Here is a 26,645-nt window from a genome sequence, read left to right on the forward strand (position 1 = left end):
CCCTTGGCTCTTTTTGAGGTTGGGTCTAGGGACCTGACCCCTTGGCTCGAGTCAGGCCATGGGACCTGACCCCCTGGCTCACAACAGCTTCGAACGCTCAGAAGGAATTGCAGATGGATAGTGGAGGTTAAAGTATGGGTGTTAGCTATTTGCAAAACTGTAAGAAATGCCATGCTCCATTCAACTGGCGGAAAAAATATCGTATTTTATGGAGAGAAGTAAACCAGCCAGTAATATGTGACAACTGTGGCTCTGAACACTATGTAACATTAGGGGGAAGGCTGGTAAATACTTTTTTGGCAATAGGGTCATTGACTATTTTTGCCGGTATCATAGCTCCCTTTGACAACATTTATTTAGACCTCGGCTGTGGAATTCTGCTGGCCTTTTTAGGTTCACTGCTGGTTCCTTATCTTACAAAATTAAAAGTTGAAGGTGAAAGTTTGTATTCAGACTAAAGGGGATGCTATAGGTTTTTCTGTATAAATAAAGGCAACGTATCGTTAAAGGGGTGGTTGTTTGGCCAAAAAGCTTAGCGTTTTGTTCATTTTACTGGTTTTCGTATTATCTGCGTGTTCTAGCTTCAAGAATGCAGTCGGCGGATGTCCGGATGCAGAGATATCCTGGGTAGATGTAGTGATGATAAATGGCATTAAATACGAGGGTGAAGATGAAGGGTTATCGGAAGGAGAAGCTCCAGAAAAAGGGCAAAAAATAGGCGAAGTCAGGTATATGTTAGCAGACAACGCCTGTTCCAATCATAAGCTGAGAAATGGTGATGCTGCATTTCTTCCTGTTGGGACAGAAATTTTTGAAATTGCCGGGTACAGATCTGATTTCAGAGTGCTTGCGGGCAATAAAGTTTATCAAGTCAGTGAAAACAAGAAAGCGAAGACAATCTCAGAACTATTAGATATAGAAGGCAAGGTGAAGAAGATGAGCCTTGAAAGCGACTATGATGGGAGTCATGTATCTGATTTTACAGAGCAGGAAACAGAGGATTTTATGGAAGGCTTTCTTGCGCTGGAGTATGTAGGTTATGATAAAGTTCACAAGAAAATTAACAGTGAAAATAGAGTGTTTTTGAGGATCCACCTTAAGGATGGTTCGTCTTTTAGCTTCGTTTATTGGCCGGAAGAAAACGTATTGAATACGGGTGCTTTTGGGACAGAGGAAATGAAAGAAATTGTGCTTGGCAGGAAAGGGATTGAGGAATAGCGGGAAGGCTTTGGGCCATGTGGACAGGTCCCTTGGCTCTTTCTAAGAGCGTGGCATGGGACCTGTCCACATGGCTCAACCATTAGGCGACCAAGCGGCATTTCTTGTTTGCCAGGCTAAAAAAGGGTTTTACTATTGAGAATGAAAGTGTTGTTCTATTTTTTTACTATCATAATATTAACGGCTTGTTCATCATCCACACAAACAGTTGTTTCGGATGAAGTAACTTTTTATGGTGAAGGAGAATATTGGAACGTTAGCTATATATACAAACCAGAAATGTATGATGAAAGAAAAGTAAACTGGGTTCACATATAATTGAAAGATTTAGATCTGTCAAAGGAAGATATAAATAATATTGGTATAAAATTTAAAAGCAGAGACGGGTTGATTACAGGGGAAATTGGGGAGATGAATACTAATATTGAAAATGATGTAGTTTCATTTTTAGTTGGTACTATTAATTCCGTGACATATTAGGAAGACGAATATCAAATTGTTATAAGGTTCCAAGATAAACAACAGGATAAAATAAATTTGTATATAAAACGTTGATAAAATCCAGGGAAGGCTTTCATAATCTATTTAATAATAGTTATACTGGGAGAATAAGGGATTTAAAGAAGGCCTGTGACTGATGGGCGGAAATCAGGTGGTTTTTTGGCTGGGAGAGATAGAAACTTTAAAGATTTTATTGTTGGAAATGCATTCGGCTTAATAGGATCAAACTTATTGATGGGGACTTTATCTAGTTTAGTACCGTCTGTATCACTTAACATTTTTCTTCTCTTCATGGCTATTACTCTTGTAGAGACAGTCATAGCTTGGATTTGGTGGAGAAGAGGCATGAAATTGGTACGATACAACTCTTTAACAGCCTTTTTGCTTTGTATGACGGTGGGACTTTTTATGGTTTTTCCGCTGTTAAGGATTACTCATGGCATTCCGTTATTTTGGGTTACATTTGCAGTTTATGCATTAATGATTCTTTATGCATTAATAAAAAGAGAGACAATTTTCCAGGCATTTCATAAGCCTGCAAATTCCCGCATAGCAAAAGGAACAGTAATAGTTTTAATTCTCTTTTTGCTGCTGGGGGCTTTATCCTTTCGCCACGGTCAAGAAATGGTCATATTGGCAAGCATGAACGACCAGCAAGGTGCTCTCTTTGTATCCAGCTTCACTTATAGCTTGGGACTGCTGGTCACATTTGTATCTACGGCCCTCTTAAAGAAACCCTCAGAGATCAAAAATTAGTTGGATTGGAGCCAAGGGGACAGGTCCCTTGGCTCTTTTTATCACGCAAGATATGTATCCTTTAAGGCCGGACCTTCGTCTAATCAGTATGATCTGTCTTTATTTTTAAAGCTCATATATCAAGGAGTGAGGGTTTGCTTAAAAAATTTGGTCTCATTTCCATTATAGTGATTTTCATATTGGCTGCTTGTTCCAACATAGGAAGTATTGAAAGTGATTGTCCACCTAATGCAGTGATAGAGTGGGTAGATGTATTAATGGTGAATGGAATTAAATACGAGGGGGGAGATGAAGGCTTATCAGAAGGTGAAGCGCCGGAGAAGGGTAAAAAAATTGGTGAAGTAACATACACATTAGCAGATAATGCCTGCTTAGGTCATAAACTGAAAAATGGAGATGCTGCCTTTCTGCCTGTTGGAACAGAGATTTATGAAATTGCCGGGTACAGGTCCGATTTCAGAGTGCTTGCGGGCAATCAAGTGTATCAAGTAAGTGAAAACAACAAAGCAAAAATACTCTCTGATCTATTGGATATAAAAGGGAAGGTAGCGAAGATGAGTCTGGAAAGTGATTATGATGGCAGCCATATCTCCGATTTTACAGAGAAGGAAACAACGGAGTTTATTGGAGATTTTCTTTCGCTGGAGTATGTCGGTTTTAATAAGGTCTTTAAGAAGATTAAAGGTGACAGGAGAGTGTTTTTGAGAATTCACCTTAAGGATGGCTCATCTTTTGGGATTGGTTATTGGTTAGATGAGAATGTATTGAATGTGGGAGCTGTTGGGACAGAGAGGATGAAGGGTATTGTGAAGGGTAGGAAAGAAGAGTGATAGATTGGAAAAGTGCCTGCCCCACATGTGCTGTATCTTAGCATGTGGGGGCAAGCACCTATTATATTTTACAGATGAGCCAAGGGACCTGTCCCCCTGGCCTTTCAAAATAAATGGCAGGCAACCCAATGGTTCGGCTTTGCTTCTTTCCATTCAGGTACTTTTTCTGCGCAGAGTTCTGTGGCGTGCGGACAGCGGGTGCGGAATCGGCAGCCGCTTGGCGGGTTGCTTGGGCTTGGCAGGTCTCCTTCTAAAATGATGCGTTTTCTTGATTTTTCCTTGGCAGGGTCAGGGATTGGTACAGCTGATAAAAGTGCTTGTGTATAGGGATGCAGTGGTTCGTCATATAGCTCATCCGATTCAGCCAGTTCGACCATGTTTCCAAGGTACATTACCCCTACCCGATCGCTGATGTGCTTGACCATCGAGAGGTCATGGGCGATGAACAAATAGGTGAGGTTACGATCCTTCTGCAGTTTTTTCATCAAATTGACCACTTGTGCCTGAATTGAAACATCCAATGCGCTGATAGGCTCGTCGGCAATGATGAATTCCGGTTCTACAGCCAGCGCCCGAGCTATTCCGATTCTTTGGCGCTGTCCGCCTGAGAATTCATGCGGATATCGGTTGGCATGATCCTTGTTCAGACCGACCGTTTCAAGCAGCTCGTATACTTTTTGCCTGCGCTCTTCCTTAGATGAAGCCAGGCCGTGAATATCAATTCCTTCTGCTATAATGTCGGCCACTGTTTTCCTTGGATTAAGGGAAGCGTACGGATCTTGAAAGATCATCTGGACTTTGCGGTTAAACTCTTTTAACTCGGCTGGACTTTTCTTGTCGTGCACTTTTTCATTTTGAAAAAATACTTCTCCATCTGTGGCATCATACAATCGCATGAGTGTCCTGCCTGTAGTCGATTTCCCGCAGCCTGATTCCCCGACAAGGCCGAGCGTCTCTCCCTTATAAATAGTAAATGAAATATTATCCACAGCCTTCAGCACTTCATCCTTCCCTGTATGGAAATATTTTTTCAGATTTCTGATTTCCATAAGGGGCTCTTTGGCTGGCTTTTTATTAGACACCGCTTTTAAGTGAGGCTTCGGAACAACAAGCCGCTTTTTATTAAATACAGGCCTTTCCACTTTAGGTGCCTTCCCGTGAAGCAGCCAGGTTGCAGCATAGTGGGTGTCCGAAAGCTTGAACATCGGAGGCTCTCGCAGGTAATCGACCTTCATGGCAAACTCGTTTCTCTCAGCGAAAGCATCTCCCTGTGGAGGATTAAGCAAATCTGGCGGTGTTCCTGGAATGGCAACCAGTTCTTCTCTTGTATCCATATTCGGCATGGAGCCAAGAAGACCCCAAGTATAAGGGTGCTGCGGATTGTAAAACACTTCTTCCGCAGTCCCTGTTTCCACTATCTTGCCCGCATACATCACGGCGACCCGGTCCGCAATGTTTGCAACCACTCCCAGATCATGTGTAATGATAATGATGGATGTTCCCATTTTCTTTTGGATATCTTTCATTAAATCCAGAATTTGCGCCTGGATTGTTACATCGAGAGCAGTTGTGGGTTCGTCCGCGATAAGCACTTTAGGGTTACAAGCTAAGGCAATCGCGATGACAACACGCTGCCGCATCCCCCCGGAAAACTGATGTGGGTATTGTCTAATACGGTTTTCGGGATTCGGAATGCCGACCAGCCTTAATAATTCAATAGCTTTTTGGTCTGCTTCATTTTTTCGGATCCTCTGATGGGTCATAAGGCTTTCGGCAATTTGCTTCCCAATTGTCATAGTCGGATTCAGTGCAGTCATCGGGTCTTGAAAAATCATTGAGATTTCCGATCCCCTGATTTTCTGCATTTCTTTTTCCGAGTATTGAATAAGATTTTTTCCTTCGAAAAGGATCTCTCCATCTTCTATACTGGCCGAATTTCCCGGAAGCAGCTTCATGATTGTTTTGGAAGTGACCGATTTGCCCGATCCGGATTCTCCGACGATCGCCAGGGTCTCCCCTTTTTTCAAAAAGAGGTTTACGCCTCTGACGGCTTGTACCTTGCCAGCATATGTACGGAAGGAAACATGGAGATCTTTTAATTCAAGCAGTTTTTCCACAGTTTTTCACCCCTTACTATCAGCTTCTTGTTAGAACTCTTTCTCCAGCAGCAAGCTGAAAATTTGCTTCTATATGTCCTATCCTATCTTTTCTGGCATTCAGGACAGGAGCCTTTATATATTCGTCCAGCCGCTCATAAATCGCCTCATCCCCAATTCCCAGCTGTTTCAATATCTCCATTGTGGCGACACTCGCTGCACGTGCATTTCCATCAGCAACTTTGATGGCAACCCCTATGCCGGTTTCAGCATCCCCGAGGCATTGAATCCCTTCAGCACCGGCTTTAGCAACAATTCTCCCATTAAATTCCCTCATTAAATCTGTATCAAATCGGTCAGTTCCACCAACCATTTCCGGATGCTTTGTCATGGCTGAACGAATTCGCTCAAGAAATTGGGAGCGCTCTCCATCCCGCCATGAAAATGGTTTTGCCAGTCTGGCAAATCCCAAGGCGGCATTTTTTAAAGGCAATCGGTGGACAGGCACACCGCATCCGTCCAAGCTTAATTCAATCTCCTGCTTCGGAAAGCCGCAGACATCTTCAATTACTTCAAGGATCCGCTGCTGATGAGGGTGGGTAAATTCCCTATAGCTATGAATATCCTCATGCATATGGACTGCCGCGGTCAGCATTCCAGAATGCTTTCCTGAGCAGTTGCTGAATACGGGGGTCAGCTCTCCGCCGTTCCGAATCAATTTATTGTAGCCCTCAATATCATGGGGAATATGGGTTCCGCATTGCAGGGCTTTTTCCTCAAGGTTAATTCTATCCAGGATATTCATTACACGGCTTCTGTGAAATCCTTCTCCGCTATGAGAAGCACAAATGAGCGAAAGATCTGCATCTTCATATCCGAAATGGTCTATTGCTCCTGTTTGAACTACTGCAACTGCCTGAAAAGGCTTCATAGATGATCTTGGAAAAGTCAGCCTGCCCGGATCCCCATATGAATAAAGAACCTCTCCCGCAGCATTGACGACAGCTACATGAATCTCATGTACACTTTCTAAATAACTTCCACGATAAACATGAATTGGACTTGCCATATGTCTAACCTCTCTTTAGAACTATTTATTTTCGCATTTTCGGATCCAGTGCATCCCGAAGACCGTCAGCCAAAATATTAAAGCTTACCATGATGCCTACAATTATGATTGCCGGGTAAAGGAGCAGGTAGAAATGATTCCTCATGCCCCTGAATCCATCATTGATCAGTACTCCCAATGAAGCAAGCGGCTCTTGTAAGCCCAGACCTATAAAGCTTAGAAAGGCCTCTGTAAAAATGGCAGAGGGAATAGTGAACATCATATTAATCACTATCAGCCCCATGACATTTGGAATAAGATGATGTAAAATCAGCCGATTATTTGTTGAACCAAGTGATTTTGCTGCAAGTACAAACTCCTGTTCCTTCAATTTGAAAATTTGTGCCCTTACAAGCCTGGCCATATTTACCCAGCCTGTAATGACCATCGCCACTGTGATCGTAAAAATCCCTGGCTTCAATAGCATGATTAATAGGATGATAATGATAAGGTTCGGAATTCCTACTAAAATCTCAATGACCCGTTGCATATAATTATCTACTTTTCCGCCCTTCATCGCCGAAACAGCCCCGTAGGTAACACCAATCAGCAAATCAAGAAAAGCAGCCAGGACTGCAATATACATCGAAATCCGAGTACCTTCCCAAATCCTGGTCCATTGATCACGTCCGAATTTATCTGTGCCAAGCCAATGTTCCCCGCTTGGAGGCTGGTAAGCAACAGAATAGTCTGTTTCATAATATTTGTATTCGTTCATATATGGCCCAATAACAGCAAGCAGAAGGATTATAGATAAAACTGCCAGACTGACGATTGCACCTTTATTTTTCCTGAGCCTGATCCAGCTGTCTTTGAAAGCCGATAAAGGCGGACGGTTGATTCTCTCGCTGTCTTCCGTTCTCCGGCCGGTAATCTCAAATAAATCATCCGTTAGTTCTTCTTCGTTCAAAACCGGTTCAGCTTGCTTCATAACATTCACAACTCCTTTGCCCCGCTGATGCGAATTCTCGGGTCAATTACCCCATACATGAGATCGATTACAAGCATGGTCAGTACGAAAAATGCACTGTAAAAAAGGGTCAAGCCCATAATAGTGGTGTAATCATTGACTTTAATGGAGTCGACAAACAGGCTTCCGATCCCTGGAACTCCAAAAATGTTCTCGATGACGAGGGAACCAGTCAGCAGACTAACGACAATCGGGCCCAGAATGGTTACAACTGGAATAAGGGCATTCCGGATAGCGTGCTTATAAATGACCTTAAACTGGCTGAGCCCTTTCGCCCTTGCCGTCAGCATATAGTCCTGCTGAAGGACTTCGAGCATTTCATTCCGTGTAAAGCGGGCGATTAGCGCAATGACAATAAGAGATAAGGCCAGGGTTGGCATGATCGAGCTTGAATAAGATTCCCAAAAAGCGACTGGCAGGATTCCCAATTTTAAGCCAACATAATATTGCAGCAGGGCCGCAAATACGAAATTAGGAACAGATACACCGAGAACTGCAATGAGCATCGTGGAAAAATCCCACATTGTGTTATGCTTGAAAGCCGCAATAATCCCCAGGACGATTCCTATGGTGAACCCCAGCAGTACAGCCTGAAAACCAAGCAGTGCCGAGGGGCCGATTCGTCCGGCAATCAGACCTGTAACATCCTGTCCTTTAAAATAAAAAGAATCTCCCAAATCACCTTGGACAAGATTTTTTAAATAAAGAACATATTGGCCTGATAAGGATTTGTCCAAGCCATACTTAGCATAAAAATCCATTCTTTGTTCTTCAGATAAATTGGCCAGCCGCTCCTCATCAAAAGGTGATCCCGGCAGCTGCTTCATCAGGAAGAATGTTGCCGTTGCAATTATGTATAAAGTAATCAGGATATTGATGATCCTGACAAAAAGATACTTCTTCATTTTCTCCACCTCCACCTATTGCAGGGTCTTTCCTTTTTAAAGTCAGGGAGAGAAACTATGTTTCCTCCCTGAACCAGCATCTTTATTGGACTGTTGTCCATTTTAAATCCGGTGAAGCCCCGTATGGATGAGTGACTAGTCCTTTCAGGTAAGGCTTTTGTAAGTAAGAAAGCCCATCATAGTAAAGCGGCCCCAATATTCCATCTTCAAGAATCAGTTTTTCTGCTTCAAGCAGGTTATCAATACGAACTTTATCATCAGCCTCTATTTTCGCAGCATTGACCAATTCGTCATATTCTGCACTGATGTAATTTCCTCGGAAGTGTGGGTTCGACGGACTTTCCCATAAATCCAGGTAAGTCATCGAATCATTGAAGTCAGCTCCCCAGCGGTTGACAGCCATTTGATAATCGCCAGCCCTCATCGTATCAAGGCGGCCGCTGTATGGCTGAGTGGCAAGCGTAACGTCAATGCCAAGATTCTTTTTAAATTCACTTTGCAGGAATGTTCCTGTATCTTTCGAAACCGTGTCATCAGAAATCAGCAATTCAATTACTGGGGTCTTTCCGAGCTCTTCGACTCCTTTTTCCCAAAGCTCCATTGCTTTTTCAGCATCTGGCTTTATTAACTCTCCCTGTAGTTCTCTGAATGATTCCCCGTCCACTCCAGCCATTTCAGGAGCAACCAGCCCATATGCAGGTTCAGAGCCGTTGTTCAGGATGACACTGGTTAAAACTTCAGGATCATATGCCAGCTGGAGAGCTTTACGGATATTTTCGTTATTAAAAGGCTCTTTTCCAATGTTAAATTGAATAAAATATGTCCTGAATTCGGTTTCGGACGCGAATTCTGGGCTATCTTTGTAAGTATCCACATCAGCAGAGGAAAGGTAAACTTTATCCAGCTCACCTGCCTCATACAGGTTAAGGGCTGTACTTTGTTCTTTGATGACCTTCATATTGACTTTTTCGACAGCAACCTTATCTTTATCCCAGTATTCCGGATTCTTTTCCATAGAAACTCCCTTTGCCTGATCATAATCTGTCAGGACGTAAGGGCCATTATAAAGAATGGCATCCTTTGATAATGCGAATTGATCCGCCTGCTCTGTTACAAACTTCTCATTAAGAGGGAAATAGGTGACGAACGCAGTCAAGCCTAAGAAAAACGGTGTCGGCTGTACGAGTTCCACAACAAGTGTTTTATCATCTTTCACTTCAATTGCAACAGCATCAGCATTAGATTCACCTGCTGCAAATTCTGCCCCGCCTTTAATATAATCTGTCAGGATGCTTGAATAAGCACCGGCAGTGTCTGGGTGCATGGAGCGCAGCCATGAATACTTAAAATCATTGGCTGTAACAGGATCTCCGTTACTCCAATTAATACCGTCTTTTAGCTTGAATGTATAAGTTAGTCCATCCTCGGACTTTTCAAAACTATCAGCCATTGCCGGTTGGGGCTCGTTATTTTCATCTAAACGGAAGAGCCCTTCCATGACGTTATTCAGCACAGCGAAAGAAATAGCATCCGTCGTCTTGACCTGGTTCAAATCTGGAATATCATTATCAAGACTCAGATTTAAAACGTTTTCTCCCTTTCCATCAGACTGTTCTGATGGGTTTTCCCCCTCTTTTTCTGCTCCCGTCTCAGAGGAAGATTTACCACTGAAGTTGCAGCCTGTGAGAAGGATAATCAGTGCCATTAAAATAATGGATAGCTTTTTTGACCATGCATTCTTCATTTTTTAACCCCCTATTTTTTTCTCGTTTAATTTCATGCAAGTTGTGTGCCAGTTTGCTATTACTAAAGTTTTATTGTAATTATTAAAATAATCTGAAAATATAAATATAAGTTGGTTAACCAAATGTGTTTAAACTATTAATTTTTCGAAAAAAAGGTTAACCAATAAAACGTTGATAAGCGTCATCTTTCTTTATTACATTTTGGTATGTTACTTGCATAAAAAGGTTATCGGGAGGGGATATAATGGACTGGAAAAAAGAAATAATAGTCAGACAGGAGCAAATGATTGAAGATTTGAGTCAGCTGCTTTCCATTGAAAGTGTAAAAGATGACGCTTCAAAATCCGACGGGGCGCCAATGGGGGAAAACATTCATAAAGCTTTGTCCTTTATGCTGGATATAGCCAGGGAAGATGGGTTTCGGACTAAGAATATAGACGGATATGCCGGATTTGCAGAAATGGGGCCGAAAAACGCCACCGATTATATTGCGATTCTTTGCCATTTGGATGTTGTTCCCGCAACAGGTGAATGGGATTCCGACCCATTCACACCGGAAATCAGAAATGGGAGGCTCTATGCACGCGGCGCTATTGATGATAAAGGACCAACAATGGCTGCCTATTATGCGATGAAGGCCGTAAAAGAAAGCGGGCTTGCCTTAAAGCACCGCGTAAGAATCATTTTCGGGACAGATGAGGAAAGCGGAATGTCTTGTATGAAAAGGTATACACAAACAGAGCCTGAAGCTCTTACAGGATTTGCACCTGATGCTGAGTTCCCGATTATTCATGCAGAAAAAGGGCAAATAAATGCCACCTTAATAAGGAAGGCAGGTAAGCCAGTAGAAGCAGGCAATTACATTCTAAGCAGCTTTTACGCAGGTGAAAAAGGAAATATGGTTCCGGACAGAGCGGAAGTTATTATTAATGGGGTAAATTTAGATCTATTGAGGGATGAGTTTATACAATACGGCCAGCGCGCTGGCCTGCAAGTTGAATCACATAATGAAGGAGATTCAATCCGGTTTATTTTATACGGAAAATCCGCACATGGCATGGAACCGGATAAAGGTATAAATGCGGCAACAAAGCTGGCCTGCTTTTTAAACGGCAAATTAAGTAGTCCGTTCCTTAGATTTGCTGCTGATTGCTTGGATGAAGATTTTCATGGAGAAAAGCTCGAGATATCCTTTTCAGATGAAGTAACCGGCCCTTTAACTGTAAATCCGGGTATATTCCGCTTGAAAGAGAATGAAGAGTCCATCGCTCTAAATATCCGCTGCCCTGTTGAAACACCTTATTTGCGAACGATTGAAAAGCTCAGTGATACAGCTGCCAACTATGGTTTCAAGATAGAAGAAGTACGGGAGAAAAAGCCTCATTATGTTGATAAAGATAGGCCTGTTATAAAGGCATTGCAGCAGGCATACGAGGAGGAAACCGGTCACTATGCCGGCCTTCTAACGACAGGCGGCGCAACATATGCACGTTTCATAACAAATGGCGTTGCTTTCGGTGCTGTTTTCCCTGGGAAGGATAACACTGCACACCAGCGAAACGAATATGCAGAGATAGCTGATCTGCTGAAGGCAGCCAGCATTTATGCAAGAGCCATTTACAGTCTAGCAAAAATTTAGCACAAAAGAGCAAGCGATATTGGCGCTTGCTCTTTGCTTATACCATATTGCCGGCTTTTGGATGGCGTTATTTCCTCGCAGGGCATATTAGTTTATTTTTTCAAGTTCTAGGAACCTCATGCCTTTTTCTGTTATTGAACTACCAGCTCTTCCTTTCTCAATTGTAATGAGATTATGCTGGCTCAAAAGCTTTTGGCGGTATCTCAGCTGCTGATCGCTCAGCAGGAGGCCGCTTTCCTTTAGATGGCGGCACAATGCCGGTCTGCCGGCTGACCGGATTTCTTTGGAATTCAAGTAATCCAGCATCACCAGTGATTCTTCGAGAAACCCTTTTTCCATCAACTCTTTTTGAATAAAGGCAAGTACTGAACTGTCATTCTCCTGTTCAAAAGGTGGGTCACCCGATTCCCATATAGGCAATTCTTCCTTATAGACGGTTTCACAGCAAATATGGGCTGCATATTCCACGACGTTTCGCAGTTCACGTATGTTACCCGGCCAATGATAGTTTTCGCAGACTTTCAAGGCTTCACTGGAAAAATTGAATCCCGTTCTGCCGAGTTTTTCCTGAAATTCTTTTATAAACATGTTGATGAGGAGGGAAATATCCTGCTTTCTTTCCCTGAGCGGCAGGAGCCTTAGCGGCAACACATTCAGCCTGTAATACAAATCCTCCCTAAAGCTTCCTTCTTCAATGAGCTTATTCAGATCTTTATTGGTGGCAGCAATTACCCTTACATCAAGCGGGATCATCCGGTCACCCCCCACCCTCATGATTTGCCTTTCCTGAAGAACTCTTAGAAGGCGGTTTTGTATGACAGGTGATGCATCGCCGATTTCATCAAGGAAAATGCTCCCTTTATGGGCTTGTTCAAACATTCCGATATGGCCATTTTTTCTGGCACCTGTAAACGCCCCGGATTCATAGCCGAAAAGCTCACTTTCCATCAGGCTTTCAGAAATAGCGGCAAAGTTAACCCCGATAAACGGCTGATAACTTCTCTGGGAAGCATTATGAATTGCCTGTGCCAATACTTCTTTTCCGGTCCCGGTTTCTCCAAGGATTAGGATTGTGGAATCGCTTCTGGCCAGTTTCCCGGCAATTTTTATCATGTCAAGCACAGGTTTGCTTCCCGTTTTCATGTCATCAAAGGTATAACGAGCCACTAGATTTTTCTGCTTTGCTTTGAACCGGTAATCATGCTCAATCTTTTGATATTCCTCTACTTTCCCGAAAATAATAAGGGTGGCGTACACTTGCTCATCAATGATGATCCGCTTTTTCCTCATATAATAGGCAATATCATTGATTTCGACAAAGTTTTCCTGGCCGACAGCCATTCCCATCATTGCTTCATAGTAAGAAGAAGGAATATCATGCAAAAATGGATGTTCGGGATATTCATCTGAAAGATTCAGTATATCTGCTGCTTTCTTATTATAATGTTCAATTCTCTTTTCATTGTTATATGAGAGCACGGCATCATCCATATGCTGAACCATGCTCTCCAAGCTTTTTTGCAAGACTTTAGACTTCAGGATTTCATCACTCAAATCCTTTGTCAGGTCAACCAGAGACTGCATGAATCGTGCAGACAAACGGGGTGTAGAAGTAAAAGGCGACAATTTAAAATGATGAAAGATTTCTACAAGCGTAGATATATCAATATGCCGGCTACCAATATTAATAATTTTTCTTATCTTTTTAGGTACAATTTGCGGTTCACCGGCTGTAATAGCAACGTCAACATTACTGCGAGGCTCTTCCTGAGAATAAAATGGATAGAAATCCAGTTCAATACCCGCTTCTTTCAAAACATCAATCGTTTCCTCTGCAGATTGCTTTAAATCGCTCACCAAGTATACTTTACTGCCTTTTGGGATTGTCAGCAGCTCACGGATTTTACCGTAATTGATGGTTCTTTTTGTAATAATATAAGGCATATCTGCAGGCAAGTACGGCTTTGCCATTGTATAAACAATATGACTCGACACCAAAACAAGCGAATAGGTCGAAATCATCGAATGATCAAGTTTATCCACCGTCCGGGCATCAATCTCAAAATGCTCCTGCAGCCCAATCTCATTCAATTGCTGTACTAGTGCACTTAGCGTGTTTTCCGTGTAAGTGACGATAAGAATTCTAATCATATTTTCACCTCTAGTTCTTGGGTGTCAGGCACTTTTTTTCGTGAGTTATCTCCAAAAGGTCCTGTTACCGAATCAATCCCTCGCTCCTCGCCTTCTTCACCCATTCCGGATACTCCTCCATCAGTAAGTCATAAAGCTCTTCTTCCGCTATCGCCTTCGGGTCTTCGACGCTGAAGAAGTCGGCATTGTCGAGGTAGCGTCCGTCCATGTTATCCAGTTTTTCGAGGAAGGTGAAATCTGATTGGAACATGGCCTTGAAGAATCCGCGCCTGCCTTTCTTTTTGCTTGCGTCCCGGTTGGATTTGCCGATGGCCATGAATTGCCAGAAGATCGGATCGTAGGAAGAGTTCTGGATATGATTCCGCGTTTCACGTTCATCAAACGTGGCGCCATCGGTTACAAACATGACGTATACCGGCATATTACGGGCTTCCGGACTGGAGCGTTTTCCCGCAGATCCGAAATAATGCTGGCGAATTTCTTTCATTACTTTCCCGTAATAAGTACCGCCTTCTAGCGGATAAGCCTGGTTCAGCCTTTTTACAAAGCCATCAAAATTATCAATGGTCAGCTCATCGGCATGATGGGCATTTTGGCCGAACAGGAAGATATCAATCGAGCCATCGTCATCAAACCTTGTGCCAAGTGCCAAAATCCGCTCGGCAAATTCCTGGATCTTCCCTGAACGGTACAGGCCTGCCATGGAGCCGGAAATATCGAGGCATAATGCCACCTTGGCGCTATGGTCCTGAAGGCCTGCCTTTTCAAGGGACACTTTCACTTTTTTTGAGAGATCGAGAATTTTTGGCGCCTTCTGTTCCATCTTTTTTTCCAGCATGACTTTCTTGCTGTTGGCCGGAGCAGGTTGGACTGGCGCTGTTTGCTGGACGTAACGCTGGGCTGGTGCTATTTCTGGCACAGGCTGCTTCGCCGGTCCGCTCTCGTCTTCGGCCACTTCTCCGCCAAAATGCTGAAGGAGTGCGGCCAGGCCTCCATCAAATCCTTTTCCCACCGAGGCAATCCGCCAAATGTCCTTCAAGTATAACTCGCCAATTATGATTGCTTTTTCATTTTGAAAATCGCTGCCTGTGAAGCTATACTGCAAAATGGGCTGCCCGTCCGCTTTCACAGTGAGGGTACCGGATGAAACCAACGACATGGTACCTTCTCCATCAATTGCTGCCGTAAACACTAGGTTCTTTACGGATGGATGCAGCTTGTCCAGATCGATTTCATATGTACCAGCTCCGCTGCTGTGGGCTTTCATGCTGATTTCCCCGCCAGGTGACTGAAGCTGATTATAAAAGATCATATATCTGTCATCCGAAAGCTTCTTATCTCCATCCAGGCCGAAACATGTAACATCAACCTCCATCCCGGACTGGACTTCCACCGCAACCTCAAATTGTTTAGAAGAACTAGAGTCATTAAGCTTTGCTCTCTCACCGCGCACTAATAGTCTCATAGAAAAACTCCTTTTAATCTCTTTTTCTGTATTTTACACATTGTGGCAATTCATTTCCAATGTGAGCCAGGGGGACAGGTCCCCTGGCTCTTTTTGAGAGTGGGCCAAGGGGTCTGTCCCCCTGGCCCACTTAAAAATAAAGGGGATTTCACCCAGCATCGAGAATAAATCAGGTTAAGCCTTATAAAGGGGGAATACACATGTATCAATATTTCAATGGATTGGTCATTAGGGAATGCACTGAGGGTGTTCCTGCTGATCAGGTTGAGGCTTTTCGAAGATGCCGGATGGGCAAGGAATACGCCATCCTGGCAGAAAGAGAAGTTTACTTTGATATTTCAAAACTCAACCTGGGCATTTACAGTTTGGGATCAAAATAGAATGATTGCAATGGTACGAGTGATTTCTGACCAGATTATGGCTGCAAATATAATGGATTTGGCTGTTCTATCAGAATATCGCGGAAGGGGCATAGGAAAAAAACTTGTTGAACTCTGTGTACAGAAGCTTCCCTATGGTGATTGGTTCGCACATACCTCAGCAAACAATTTCAAATTCTATGAGACCTGCGGTTTTGAAGTGAAAGATTTATCCCAGAATGGCACCTGTGCTTATTATGGATATATACAGGCGCGCAAAGATGGGCATAGGTAAGAACCAGGGGGACAGGTAACTTGGCTCTTTTTTAGACTGGACCAAGGGACCTGTCCCTGCGGCCTTCTTAAAGCAGGTGAGAATATGACATTTGGTAAATTGATTCATTTCCTGAAGGATGAAGCATATGGACATTTTGGGTGATAGGGATGAGGATTTGTCGGAACAAGAGAAGGATTATATTGAAAGAATTAAAGGGCAGAATCCGTATGGAATTATTGGGCTGATAATGGGAGGCGTTGCGTTTGCTATTGGACCTCAATACGGCTTTATTCCTGTTATAAATCTTATCTTTTGTTCCATAACCTTTTTTACTTTTGACAAAGACAAAGAAGATAACCGCTGGACGTTTTATTTGGGAATCATTCTATCTATATTTGGACTGTACATGTTTGTTACAGGGCAAACTCATGAGTTGATATTTTAAGCCATTTCGGGCCAGGGGGACAGATCCCTCGGCTTTTTTTAAAGATGGGCCAAGGGGTCTGTCCCCCTGGCTCTTTGGAACTTATTGTGTCTCAACTCGTATACTTTAAAAGGAGAGGAGGAATTCACTATGAAGAAAGTGTTTGATTTTAATTATGAGGGACATCATATTCAAGTGGTTAATTCCTGGTTTTTTGGTGAGAAGTTATATGTTGATGGTAAATTGCAGGATGAGAATTTAGGGGTCGCAATTAGAGCAACTCTGGAAGGTGTACTTAAAAGCAATGATAATTTAACCAAAAACATAAAGGTGACCCTTGGCGGTATCTTTACAGTAAACTGCAAGGTCTTTATTGATAATAGTTTGGTTTTTAGTAACAGATAACGGGCAGTGCAGGGGTAAGTCCAATTTATGCCTGATTCTATTATTAAATTAAAGGGTCAGCCCTCTGCGATGATAAAATGGGTGATTATATCTTAGAACAGCTGCTGATCCACGTTATACAAGAATAGGGCTGGTAACCTTTAAAAAGATTGAGGTGAACAATATGGACATACTTATTCGAAATGCCAATCAAAGTGATTATGAGTCATTGCTGCCTTTATTTAGGCAGGTTCATGAATTCCATGTTGATGTAAGACCGGATTTGTACAAAGAAAATTCCACTCCAGTCGAAAGGGCGTTTTTTGAAAGCCAATTAACTGATGGAGAACACCATATTTTTGTGGCCGCTTTTTCTAAGGATATAGTCGGCGTGACAGTGGCAAAGGAAGAAGAAGTAATTGAAAATACTTTTGTAAAGGCGAGGAAGATATTATATATAAAGAGTTTATGTGTGGCTGAAGCACATAGAAAGAAAGGTATCGGAAAAAAACTTACTGAATACGTTTTTGATTTTGGAAGAAGCCTTCAAGTTGATAGTATTGAATTGGGAGTATCTGAGGAAAACGCTCCTGCCATTGAATTTTACAGGTCAATCGGGATGACGACGAAGAGCAGGAGAATGGAGTTTATATTGTAATAGCGGCTGGGTAAGAACCAGGAAGACAGATCACACGGCTCATTTTGAAGCTGGGCCAAGGGGCCTGTCCCCGAGTATCTGCGTTCCCAAACAAAATGAAGGGGGAGAGTTTTAATAGAAATTATACCTTTACTTATCGGGATAGCTTTTTATTTTATCCCAAGCATCATAGCCAAGAGAAAAAATAAGTCTAACAGAGTAGCAATATACTTTATAAATTTATTCTTAGGGTGGAGTGTGATAGGTTGGTTTGCAGCTTTATTTTTAGCTGTCAGGAAGGATCAGCGGGATCACGTTTTGGGAAGATAGGACGAAGAGCCAGGGGGACAGACCCCTTGGCTCTTTTTGAGACTGGGCCAAGGGGTCTGTCCCCCCGGCCCTTTTAGCCAACCATGCCTACAATTAATAAGATATAAATAAACAGCAGTAAGAATGGAGTAAGCGCAAAGAACCAGACCCAAAATGCTTTCCAATTCTTCATTCTTTCAGAAACCCAATCAATGAACCATATACTAAGAATAGCGATCAGTGGACCGCGGAATAGCAAGATTAAAAGAATGCCTGCTATAATCAAGACAATCTTGTACTTTTCCCAATTATTAAGTATTTTCTGCCGTAGCTGGTACTTGTTCCAGAGAAACTGCTTAAGGGAAACAAGGACTATGTAAATTAAAACAAGGATGATATAGGCAGCCAGCAGCAGCAGGCTAAATGTTATGGCTCCTTTTTCATCTGAGTCTGTGGACATAACAGTTAAGAATAGGACCAAAAAGATGGTAAGTGGCAAAGAAATGAAAAACAGTATGCCTGTTGCTGAGATTATTCTCCCAATCAGCGATTTAATATTAGATTCCTCCCCGCTCTCAATCTATCTTTTATTTTAATCAATTGGAGTCTCGTAATCACCAATTTTTTACAGAAAAAGAGCTAAGGGGCCAGACCCCCTGGCTCTTTTTGAGACTGGGCCAAGGGGTCTGACCCCCCGGCCCCACATCTTCAAAACTTCATCTGATACCTCTTAAGCTCCCAGTCGTGCACTGTGTTCCGGTATTCCTTCCACTCAGCTCTTTTTAGAGAAATGAACTTCCTGAAAATGTGATCGCCGAGAATTTTTCTTGCGAGAGGGCTGTCTGCCAATAAATCGAGTGCTGTTTCCAGATTGTCCGGTAAGTGGCTGATCCGGAGTAATTCTCTTTTGGATTCGGGCATGCTGTATATGTCTTCATTAATGGGATCGGCAGGCCTTTGCTTTAATCGGATTCCTTCCAGCCCTGCTTCTGCAATCACCGAAAAAGCCAGGTAAGGGTTTGCACATGGATCGGGATGGCGTGCTTCCACTCTGGTTGCGGCTCCCCGTGATGAGGGAATTCTGATCAGGGTCGACCGGTTGCATGTGGACCAGGCCATATAGCAAGGCGCTTCAAACCCCGGGACAAGCCTCTTATAGGAATTGACTGTTGGATTGGTGATGGCTGTAAGAGTCGCAATGTTTTTCATCAGGCCGTTTATGAAATAATAAGTATCTTCCGAGAGTCCGTTTGGATCATTTTCGTTAAAAAATACATTCTGCCCGTCTTTAAACATTGAAATATTCACATGCATGCCGGAACCGTTCAATCCCTGGACTGGCTTCGGCATGAAGGAGGCGTGCAGGTTGAAGTTTTTGGCGATATTTTTCACGATCCATTTATATGTGGTGGCATTGTCGGCTGATGCCAGGGCATCCATGAACTTAAAGTTAATTTCATGCTGGCCCATTGCGACCTCATGGTGGGAGGCCTCAATCTTGAATCCCATGGCCTTTAAGGTCCGGTAGATTTCCAGGCGGACTTTTTCACCCAGGTCATGGGCCGGTTCGAAATATCCTCCGCTATCCTGAGGAACTGTCGTAGGATTGCCACTCTCATCCATCCCAAATAAAAAGAATTCCAGTTCCGGACCGATGCTGATTGAATAATCATAGCTTGCCGCTTTCTCGACCGTCCTCTTCAGTACATTGCGGGGGTCACCCTCGAATGGGGTGCCATCAGGATTGGCCACGCTGCACAAAAGCCTGGCTTCACTATATCCTTCTTCTATCGACCATGGAATGACGGAAAAAGTGTTTATGTCCGGCTTAAGGTATAAGTCTGATTGGTTGATAGGGCTGAAACCTTGTATGGAGGAGCCATCGAACATGATTTTCCCCTCTAAGGCATCGTCCAGCTGATCAAAGGTAATGGTCACATGCTTAAGGACTCCTTCTAAATCAACAAATTGAAGATGAAGAAGTTCTATATGATATTTTTTCTGGGCTTCTTTTATTTTAATATAATTTTTGTTTTGCTCTGATACCTGAGTCATCGGCACGATCCCCTTTTACTAAAATTAAAAAAGCTGCGGAGAGTATTCTCCGCAGCTTAGGCACAGGTAAACAAACGTTTGCTTGTATGGCAACGATCACTCTCTTAAACAACGCTTACGGAGTTAGCTGTCGGATTAGGAAGGTAAGAGTCTCCCTGCCATTCATGGCTTCACCCCAAGACTGCAGCATGCAGTCAAAAGTTGGTTCCCCCGCTCAATAAGATTCAGCGTTTCAGTGCCATTTAATTGTAATCAGGCTGGATGGATATCGCTCCTCTCTCCTGCAACGCTTACGAAGTTAGCTGACGGGTTCGGAAGGCAGAAGTCCCCCGGCCTTTCGGCTTCACCCCATAATTATTCTGGAATAATCAGTTGGGTCCTCCGTTCTGTATGGATTCAGCGGATCAGGTCAGAATTAGGATTTATGATAATCTCCACTCGCATAAAGGAAAAACCCGGAAAATAAGAAATTAGGATTGAATTTCTTTAGAAAAATCCACTTTTCTCGAAAATGCTCTCTTTTTTAAAGAAATACAACTTTTTTACTCAAGGCATTTTTCCAGGTTTCTATCGAGCACAAACACTTCCATGCGTTCTCCCATTTTGGTGCTGATGTCACTGTGGCTTGAAAGGACTTTGCATTTGGTATGTTTTTCGACTATCTCCTCAATGTTCGTGCTGTACATTTCTCTTAGAACCTGCCGCATCTTTTTGACAAGCTGCCTGCCGGTTTCATGTTCAACCAGGTGCTTTTCTTCCACAGTCAGGACACCTTTGAATCTGGCAATGACCATATCCTCCACAATATATGTCCTGGTCTCCTGCGGCCCGCGGCCGATCAGCTCCCTTTGCAGCTTGATGAATGCTTCACTTAATTCAGCCTCTAATCGTCGTTTAGAAGATTGCAATTCCAGTTCCTCCCTGAGATTTTCAAAGTTATAGCGAATTTCAAGGTTTATGTTAGTGAGAGGCACTGCTAAAGTCAATAAAAATATGAATTTCAAAAAACATCGAAAAACAGCTAATTAGTCAGCATTTAAGAGAAAAACTAAAGAAAAATCCTCAATATCAAAAAAAACAGCCAAATATGGCATTTTTTTAAGATTTACATTTTCCTTGAGCAGGAGTACGATTGCTTTCGTAAACAGCAATCAAACAACTCAATATTCGGCCTAGTCTCGGAAACGAGAACGGAGGAACCAATCAACAGGGGTTAATTCTGCTATTGCAGAAGGGATGAGATTCAAACTCTTTCGCCATCCTACCCGTCAGCTAACTTCGTCGGCTAAAGCGAAGGAGGTCATAGAGACCGCCTTTTCAGGGGGCCCTTTTTGTTGTGTCAAACAACGGACAGGGCAGCTTGAGTGATAAGAAGGTCTTTTTATTATGCCTATCTTGAAAAAGTGAACATGGAAGACAGAACACATAGAGGGCTGATGCCAGCCGGCTGGGTGTTAAGTAGACCAATGGGTGCTTTTTCTCCAAATGAACAAGAGATTTTTCTATGCAGTTTTTTGCATCTGGACAAAGATGCGGATGATCTGTGCTCTTGGATTCATATTGGGGGAGAAGTAATCATTGGTCTCTTTTTGTATTCAGAATATGGTTTTTATTTCCAGTATTTCAGCTGAGAACAAACGCTTTCACAACTTTTCAGGCATGATAATGCTTTTTGATGATCTCTGAGCAACGAGTAAATCAGGGCTTTAAAAAAGAAGGGAGGTAACTGTGTTGACACTGCCTCAAACAGAGGATGCCATACTTGTCTGCATTCCAAATGAAGAAGTGCTCCTGCGGGTACAAAGCCATTTGAGCGATTCGCATTCATGCTGCCTTGTTTCATCTGATCCTCAAGTGATCAGAGCTTTAAAAAGCAGGGGCCATCAGCGTGTGGTGGAGTTCGGCCTCAAAGATGAGTACTTGATTCTCCAGGGACGGTTCATGAAGGTGATTGTCTTTGAAAGTGAGATTGCAGAAACATGCACCCTGCTGAAGGTCATCAGGAACAGCACTTGTGCACCTATCATTGTCGCTGCCACGGTTCATGGCTATCCAATGCGCCTTTATTGCACATATGGAGCAAAATATGTGGTGTATTCCAAAAGCAGCAATATTTCATGTCTATTAAGTTAGAAATCAGGAGGTTATCAAAATGTCGGACATTATCATGGTCAGCCTTTTCATCATCCTGCCGGCTTTAATGCTCGGACTTGCCAGTTGGTCCGCTGAAGCCGTAGAGCAAGGAAGTGAAAATAAATAATGGTTCTGCTGCTTGGCATTACGGCGTTTACTACATTGTACTTATTCTATGTATTACTTAATCCGGAGAAATTTTAACTACTTGGGGGTAAAAAAAGGTGATTACGACGATTCTTTCAATCATTGTCACTATGGCGGCGGTGATTCTGATAGCAAAGCCTGCCGGCATCTATCTGGCAAAGGCTTTTGATTATAGCCAAACAGGGCTGGATAAAGTGTTCGGCCCGATCGAAAACATTCTCTTTAAAATCAGCGGTATCAAAAAGATAAACCAAACATGGAAGCAGTATGCCATGACGCTTGTTTTAGCCAATGGATTTATGATTCTCCTAGTCTATATGGTTTTCCGGCTGCAGGGCATCCTGCCTTTGAATCCGAGCGGGAATCCTGGCATGGATCCAACCTTGGCCTTTAACACAGCCATCAGCTTTATGACCAACACCAATCTGCAGCATTACAGCGGTGAGTCGGGCCTTTCCTATCTCGGGCAGATGATTGGAATTCTGTTTATGATGTTTGCGGCGCCGGGAACGGCTTTGGCAGCTGCCATCGCATTTGTCAGGGCGCTGTCTGGAAAAGAAATTGGAAACTTCCTTGTTGATTTATTCAGAGCGATTACGCGTGTTTTGATGCCAATCGCCATTGTGTCAGGATTAATTCTGGTCGCATTGGGGGTTCCGCAGACATTGGAGCCTACTGTAACAGTCAATACGATCGAGGGGACTGCCCAGGAGATCGCGCGCGGACCTGTCGGGACATTTTTATCCATCAAAGAACTTGGCAATAATGGCGGCGGTTTTTTTGGAGTCAATTCAGCTCATCCGTTTGAAAATCCGAATGCTATCAGCAACATCATTCAAATATTGCTGATGTTCCTATTGCCGACTGCTTTGCCGTTTGCATATGGAAAAATGCTCGGAAATGCCAAACAGGGACGTGTCTTGTTTGTATCAATGCTGATGGTCTTCACTGTATTCCTTGGCACTGCCCTGTTCTATGAATATCAAGGCAATCCTGCATTGAATGCACTGGGAATTAATACAGATCAAGGCAGCATGGAAGGGAAGGAAGTCCGGTTCGGCACAGGCCAATCCATCTTCTATGCGCTTGTCACAACAGCCTCTGAAACAGGTGCCGTCAACACGATGCATGATACGCTGACACCTATAGGCGGAATGCTGGCCCTTTCCAACATGCTCTTAAATACAGTATTCGGCGGGGTTGGAGCAGGATTCATCAATGTAATCATGTATGCCATGATTGCCGTATTCCTCTCAGGGCTGATGGTGGGCCGTACACCTGAATTCCTGGGCAAGAAAATAGAAGGGCGGGAAATGAAGCTCATCGCCTTAACAATGCTTATGCATCCTCTTTTGATACTGGGTGCATCTGCAATTGCCTTGTATACGCCGCTTGGTGCCGGAGCCATCTCAAACAGCGGCTTCCATGGAATCTCACAGGTTGTGTATGAATATACCTCTTCCGCTGCCAATAACGGATCCGGTTTTGAAGGGCTTGGGGATGCAACACCATTTTGGAATATTTCAACAGGCATCGTCATGTATGCAGGAAGATTCTTTGGGCTTGTCACCATGCTGGCTGTCGCTGGTTCACTATCATCGAAGAAGATTGTTCCCGAGACAATCGGGACTTTCCGCACAGATACCCCTCTTTTCGGAGTGATTCTGGTCGGTACTTTCTTTATTGTAGGTGCACTGACATTCTTCCCGGCACTTGTATTGGGGCCAGTCGCAGAATATCTGACATTGTAGGTGGGAGTGAATAATCATGGCTAATCATGTGTTAAAAGAAGCAAATCAAGCTGCAGGGCTGCATGGCAAAGAGGACAAAAAATCTTTTCAGCCCCATGTTCCCCAGCAGCCTAACCATAAAGACAATAAGGATGAAAATAAAATGATGGATAAAGCGATGGTGGTTCAGGCGCTTAAGGAGTCTTTTACGAAGCTTGACCCGAGAAAAATGGTGAAGAATCCGATTATGTTCGTGGTGGAGATCGGTTTCATCATTACACTGATCTTATGCTTTACGCCTGATGCCTTTGGCAGAAGCGAGGTTGAACCGTGGTTCAATATCACCGTGGCCCTGATCCTGCTGTTTACTGTATTATCTGCAAATTTTGCTGAAGCACTGGCAGAAGGACGCGGAAAAGCGCAGGCTGATTCTTTGAAAAAATCGAAACAGGAAATTACAGCAAACCTTTTGCAAGCCAATGGAAAAACAGTAAAAACGGCTTCAACATCTCTCAAGAAAGGCGACATAGTCGTGGTTTCACAGGGTGAAATGATTCCCGGCGACGGTGAGGTCATCGAAGGCCTGGCGTCTGTGGATGAATCAGCCATCACGGGTGAATCGGCTCCTGTCATCAAGGAAGCTGGCGGTGATTTCAATTCTGTTACGGGCGGAACAAGGGTGGTCAGTGACCAGATTATAGTGAAAATCACCAGCAATCCTGGCGAGTCTTTCTTAGATCGGATGATTTCATTAGTAGAAGGAGCAGAACGCCAGAAAACGCCTAACGAAATTGCTTTGAACACTGTGCTCACAAGCTTGACGTTAACTTTCATGATCGTGGTTGTCACACTTCCATTTTTCACGAATTACCTTGGGTTCTCGCTTGCAATACCTGTACTGATTTCACTGCTTGTCTGCCTGATCCCGACGACGATCGGGGGACTGCTGTCGGCAATCGGCATTGCGGGGATGGACCGTGTTACCCAGTTCAATGTTCTTGCCATGTCAGGGAAAGCAGTAGAAGCTGCAGGGGACATCAATACAATTATTCTGGATAAGACAGGTACGATTACATTTGGGAACCGGATGGCGAGCAATTTCATCCCAGTGGGAGATGCTTCTTTAGAAGAGCTCCACTACTGGACAGGGATCAGCTCCCTGCATGATGAAACACCTGAAGGGCGCTCCACCATAGAATTGCTGAAGGAAAAAGGCAGCAGACTCGATGGTTCGGTGGCTGCAGAAGGCCAGGTCATTGAGTTCAGGGCAGAGACCAGAATGAGCGGGATCGATCTGAAGGATGGCCGCCAGGTGAGGAAAGGGGCAGTCGATTCAGTCAAAAGCTGGGTAAGGGCCCAGGGAGGAAAGATTCCGGCTGATCTGGATGAAGAAGCAAAGGAAATTGCCCGTGAAGGCGGTACACCTTTGGCCGTTGCGATGGAAGGAAAAATCTTTGGCCTGATTTATCTGAAGGACACAGTGAAGCCTGGAATGAAAGAACGCTTTGACCAGCTACGGAAAATGGGCATTAAAACAATCATGGCAACTGGCGATAATCCTCTGACCGCTGCCACCATAGCGAAGGAAGCGGGTGTGGATGAGTTCATCGCTGAGTGTAAACCGGAAGATAAGATTGAAGTGATCAAGTATGAGCAATCCCAAGGGAAGCTAGTGGCCATGACAGGCGACGGCACCAATGATGCACCTGCGCTGGCCCAGGCAGATGTGGGCCTTGCGATGAACAGCGGTACAACAGCAGCCAAAGAAGCCGCCAATATGGTGGATCTCGATTCCAATCCAACCAAGATCATTGAAGTGGTTTCCATAGGAAAGCAATTGCTTATGACCCGCGGAGCACTGACGACGTTCAGTATCGCCAATGATATCGCGAAATATTTTGCCATCATCCCGGCCATGTTCATGCTGGCCATTCCCGAGATGTCTGCTTTGAACATCATGGGGCTGTCAACGCCATTGTCTGCCATCCTTTCGGCCTTGATCTTCAATGCAGTCATCATTCCATTGCTGATCCCGCTTGCTATGAAAGGGGTCGCATACAAACCGATGAGCTCCAACAGCTTATTGAAACGAAACTTAACCATATATGGACTGGGCGGTGTCCTTGTACCGTTCATCGGAATCAAGCTAATAGATATGCTCGTCTCAATTTTTATCTAAATTTTATATGAAAGAAGGAAGCTACTGATGGAAAACAAACAAAAGATTGCGGGTCCAATCATCAGGTCCAGCTTTACCATCATGATCCTCGCCGGCCTGATATATCCTATTGCGACAACTGGAATGGCACAGGCCATCATGCCGGATCAAGCAGATGGAAGCTTGATTTATAACGAACAGAATGAAGTGGTTGGATCTGAATTGATTGGACAAAATTTTACAAATCCGAAATACTTCCATGGAAGGGTTTCAGCTATTGAATATAACGGGGCAGGATCCGGTTCCAATAACTATGCCCCTTCCAATGGAGATCTGCTCCAGCGGGTGGAAGAGTCAATAGATTCCTGGAAAACAGCTAATCCTGATACGCCAATCAGTGAGGTGCCGGTCGATCTGGTTACTGACTCAGGTTCAGGGCTGGATCCCCATATCTCAGTAGAGGGAGCGCTGGCCCAGGTTAACAGAATCATAGATGAAACGGGGCTATCGGAAGACCAATTAACAAAGCTGATCCAAGAAAACACCCAAGGCAAAGAGCTGGGCATGTTTGGTGAAGAACGTGTTAATGTTCTGATGCTTAATCTTGGCTTGGATAAATTATTGCAGTAGTGAAAAAGCTCCCTAATC

General features: G+C 43.7%; 24 protein-coding genes, 2 pseudogenes and 3 riboswitches. Of the genes and pseudogenes, 16 read left to right on the top strand and 10 right to left on the bottom strand.

Annotated elements, in window-relative coordinates; all coding sequences use genetic code 11:
• Positions 1–134 precede the first annotated feature (134 nt).
• From CYJ37_RS06275 to CYJ37_RS06290, 4 genes are all read left to right on the top strand, one after another.
• The gene (locus tag CYJ37_RS06275; protein ID WP_101548576.1) at positions 135–458 is read left to right on the top strand and encodes a TIGR04104 family putative zinc finger protein; all 324 of its coding nucleotides are present in this window, start codon (positions 135–137) and stop codon (positions 456–458) included.
• Between the two features lie 61 nt (positions 459–519).
• Positions 520–1,218 carry a hypothetical protein gene (locus CYJ37_RS06280; protein ID WP_101548577.1) on the top strand — a complete coding sequence of 233 codons (699 nt, stop codon included), beginning with the start codon at positions 520–522 and terminating at the stop codon, positions 1,216–1,218.
• 660 nt (positions 1,219–1,878) lie between these two features.
• Complete coding sequence (locus CYJ37_RS26830; protein ID WP_142385230.1) at positions 1,879–2,475, top strand: hypothetical protein; 597 nt, start codon at positions 1,879–1,881, stop codon at positions 2,473–2,475.
• A 134-nt stretch (positions 2,476–2,609) separates the two neighbouring features.
• Positions 2,610–3,305 (top strand): hypothetical protein, encoded by a 696-nt coding sequence (locus CYJ37_RS06290; RefSeq protein ID WP_101548581.1) that lies wholly within the window; start codon positions 2,610–2,612, stop codon positions 3,303–3,305.
• A 104-nt stretch (positions 3,306–3,409) separates the two neighbouring features.
• Here CYJ37_RS06290 and CYJ37_RS27645 read toward each other — a convergent pair whose 3' ends face one another.
• The 6 genes and pseudogenes from CYJ37_RS27645 to CYJ37_RS06315 form a co-directional block, all read right to left on the bottom strand.
• The gene (locus CYJ37_RS27645; protein ID WP_374703152.1) at positions 3,410–4,354 is read right to left on the bottom strand and encodes an ABC transporter ATP-binding protein; all 945 of its coding nucleotides are present in this window, start codon (positions 4,352–4,354) and stop codon (positions 3,410–3,412) included.
• Positions 4,355–4,531: 177 nt separating this feature from the next.
• A pseudogene (locus CYJ37_RS27650) lies at positions 4,532–5,422 on the bottom strand (ABC transporter ATP-binding protein); the annotation flags it as partial.
• Positions 5,423–5,441: 19 nt separating this feature from the next.
• Complete coding sequence (locus CYJ37_RS06300; RefSeq protein WP_101548585.1) at positions 5,442–6,470, bottom strand: asparaginase; 1,029 nt, start codon at positions 6,468–6,470, stop codon at positions 5,442–5,444.
• A gap of 25 nt (positions 6,471–6,495) precedes the next feature.
• The gene (locus tag CYJ37_RS06305) at positions 6,496–7,440 is read right to left on the bottom strand and encodes an ABC transporter permease (RefSeq protein ID WP_101548587.1); all 945 of its coding nucleotides are present in this window, start codon (positions 7,438–7,440) and stop codon (positions 6,496–6,498) included.
• Positions 7,441–7,445: 5 nt separating this feature from the next.
• Positions 7,446–8,384, bottom strand: a complete 939-nt coding sequence (locus CYJ37_RS06310; protein WP_101548589.1) for an ABC transporter permease — start codon at positions 8,382–8,384, stop codon at positions 7,446–7,448.
• Positions 8,385–8,466: 82 nt separating this feature from the next.
• Positions 8,467–10,128: a peptide ABC transporter substrate-binding protein gene (locus CYJ37_RS06315; RefSeq protein ID WP_101548591.1), complete on the bottom strand. Its 1,662-nt coding sequence runs from the start codon at positions 10,126–10,128 to the stop codon at positions 8,467–8,469.
• A 245-nt stretch (positions 10,129–10,373) separates the two neighbouring features.
• On the opposite strand from CYJ37_RS06315, the gene pepV reads away from it, so the two are divergent.
• Positions 10,374–11,768 (top strand): dipeptidase PepV, encoded by a 1,395-nt coding sequence (gene pepV / locus CYJ37_RS06320; RefSeq protein WP_101548594.1) that lies wholly within the window; start codon positions 10,374–10,376, stop codon positions 11,766–11,768.
• A gap of 87 nt (positions 11,769–11,855) precedes the next feature.
• Here pepV and CYJ37_RS06325 read toward each other — a convergent pair whose 3' ends face one another.
• The gene (locus CYJ37_RS06325; RefSeq protein ID WP_101548596.1) at positions 11,856–13,919 is read right to left on the bottom strand and encodes a sigma-54 interaction domain-containing protein; all 2,064 of its coding nucleotides are present in this window, start codon (positions 13,917–13,919) and stop codon (positions 11,856–11,858) included.
• Between the two features lie 64 nt (positions 13,920–13,983).
• On the bottom strand, positions 13,984–15,384 hold the full coding sequence (locus CYJ37_RS06330) for a VWA domain-containing protein (protein WP_101548598.1): 1,401 nt from the start codon (positions 15,382–15,384) through the stop codon (positions 13,984–13,986).
• Between the two features lie 200 nt (positions 15,385–15,584).
• On the opposite strand from CYJ37_RS06330, the pseudogene CYJ37_RS06335 reads away from it, so the two are divergent.
• The 5 genes and pseudogenes from CYJ37_RS06335 (at position 15,585) to CYJ37_RS06355 (ending at position 17,795) form a co-directional block, all read left to right on the top strand.
• Positions 15,585–16,038, top strand: a pseudogene (locus CYJ37_RS06335) (GNAT family N-acetyltransferase).
• A 127-nt stretch (positions 16,039–16,165) separates the two neighbouring features.
• Positions 16,166–16,465, top strand: coding sequence for a cell division protein FtsK (locus CYJ37_RS06340; protein ID WP_257964190.1), 300 nt, complete (start codon positions 16,166–16,168; stop codon positions 16,463–16,465).
• Positions 16,466–16,594: 129 nt separating this feature from the next.
• Positions 16,595–16,849, top strand: a complete 255-nt coding sequence (locus tag CYJ37_RS06345) for a hypothetical protein (RefSeq protein ID WP_101548602.1) — start codon at positions 16,595–16,597, stop codon at positions 16,847–16,849.
• A gap of 163 nt (positions 16,850–17,012) precedes the next feature.
• On the top strand, positions 17,013–17,486 hold the full coding sequence (locus tag CYJ37_RS06350; protein WP_101548604.1) for a GNAT family N-acetyltransferase: 474 nt from the start codon (positions 17,013–17,015) through the stop codon (positions 17,484–17,486).
• Between the two features lie 156 nt (positions 17,487–17,642).
• Positions 17,643–17,795: a superinfection immunity protein gene (locus tag CYJ37_RS06355; RefSeq protein WP_257964215.1), complete on the top strand. Its 153-nt coding sequence runs from the start codon at positions 17,643–17,645 to the stop codon at positions 17,793–17,795.
• Positions 17,796–18,482: 687 nt separating this feature from the next.
• On the opposite strand, the gene glnA is transcribed toward CYJ37_RS06355, so the two are convergent.
• Both glnA and CYJ37_RS06370 read right to left on the bottom strand, forming a co-directional pair.
• On the bottom strand, positions 18,483–19,829 hold the full coding sequence (gene glnA / locus CYJ37_RS06365; protein WP_101548608.1) for a type I glutamate--ammonia ligase: 1,347 nt from the start codon (positions 19,827–19,829) through the stop codon (positions 18,483–18,485).
• Positions 19,830–19,925: 96 nt separating this feature from the next.
• A riboswitch (cyclic di-AMP (ydaO/yuaA leader) is annotated at positions 19,926–20,069 on the bottom strand.
• Between the two features lie 32 nt (positions 20,070–20,101).
• A riboswitch (cyclic di-AMP (ydaO/yuaA leader) is annotated at positions 20,102–20,241 on the bottom strand.
• A gap of 130 nt (positions 20,242–20,371) precedes the next feature.
• Complete coding sequence (locus tag CYJ37_RS06370; RefSeq protein ID WP_374703153.1) at positions 20,372–20,776, bottom strand: DUF2294 domain-containing protein; 405 nt, start codon at positions 20,774–20,776, stop codon at positions 20,372–20,374.
• Between the two features lie 212 nt (positions 20,777–20,988).
• A riboswitch (cyclic di-AMP (ydaO/yuaA leader) is annotated at positions 20,989–21,131 on the top strand.
• A 429-nt stretch (positions 21,132–21,560) separates the two neighbouring features.
• On the opposite strand from CYJ37_RS06370, the gene CYJ37_RS06380 reads away from it, so the two are divergent.
• Genes CYJ37_RS06380 through kdpC form a run of 6 tightly spaced genes read left to right on the top strand, consistent with a single transcriptional unit; the run spans position 21,561 to position 26,627 of the window.
• Positions 21,561–21,962, top strand: a complete 402-nt coding sequence (locus tag CYJ37_RS06380; RefSeq protein WP_009794615.1) for a hypothetical protein — start codon at positions 21,561–21,563, stop codon at positions 21,960–21,962.
• A gap of 19 nt (positions 21,963–21,981) precedes the next feature.
• Positions 21,982–22,089: a hypothetical protein gene (locus CYJ37_RS27990; protein WP_009794614.1), complete on the top strand. Its 108-nt coding sequence runs from the start codon at positions 21,982–21,984 to the stop codon at positions 22,087–22,089.
• Complete coding sequence (locus tag CYJ37_RS27995; RefSeq protein WP_083783119.1) at positions 22,089–22,166, top strand: potassium-transporting ATPase subunit F; 78 nt, start codon at positions 22,089–22,091, stop codon at positions 22,164–22,166. The genes CYJ37_RS27990 and CYJ37_RS27995 overlap by 1 nt, the downstream gene beginning before the upstream one ends.
• Before the next feature lie 32 nt (positions 22,167–22,198).
• On the top strand, positions 22,199–23,860 hold the full coding sequence (kdpA, locus tag CYJ37_RS06390) for a potassium-transporting ATPase subunit KdpA (RefSeq protein WP_374703154.1): 1,662 nt from the start codon (positions 22,199–22,201) through the stop codon (positions 23,858–23,860).
• Between the two features lie 16 nt (positions 23,861–23,876).
• Positions 23,877–26,018 (top strand): potassium-transporting ATPase subunit KdpB, encoded by a 2,142-nt coding sequence (kdpB, locus tag CYJ37_RS06395; RefSeq protein WP_101548612.1) that lies wholly within the window; start codon positions 23,877–23,879, stop codon positions 26,016–26,018.
• A gap of 27 nt (positions 26,019–26,045) precedes the next feature.
• Complete coding sequence (kdpC, locus tag CYJ37_RS06400) at positions 26,046–26,627, top strand: potassium-transporting ATPase subunit KdpC (protein WP_101548614.1); 582 nt, start codon at positions 26,046–26,048, stop codon at positions 26,625–26,627.
• Positions 26,628–26,645 lie beyond the last annotated feature (18 nt).

The organism is Bacillus sp. UMB0728 (assembly GCF_002858875.1).
Taxonomy (GTDB): domain Bacteria; phylum Bacillota; class Bacilli; order Bacillales; family Cytobacillaceae; genus Bacillus_AB; species Bacillus_AB infantis.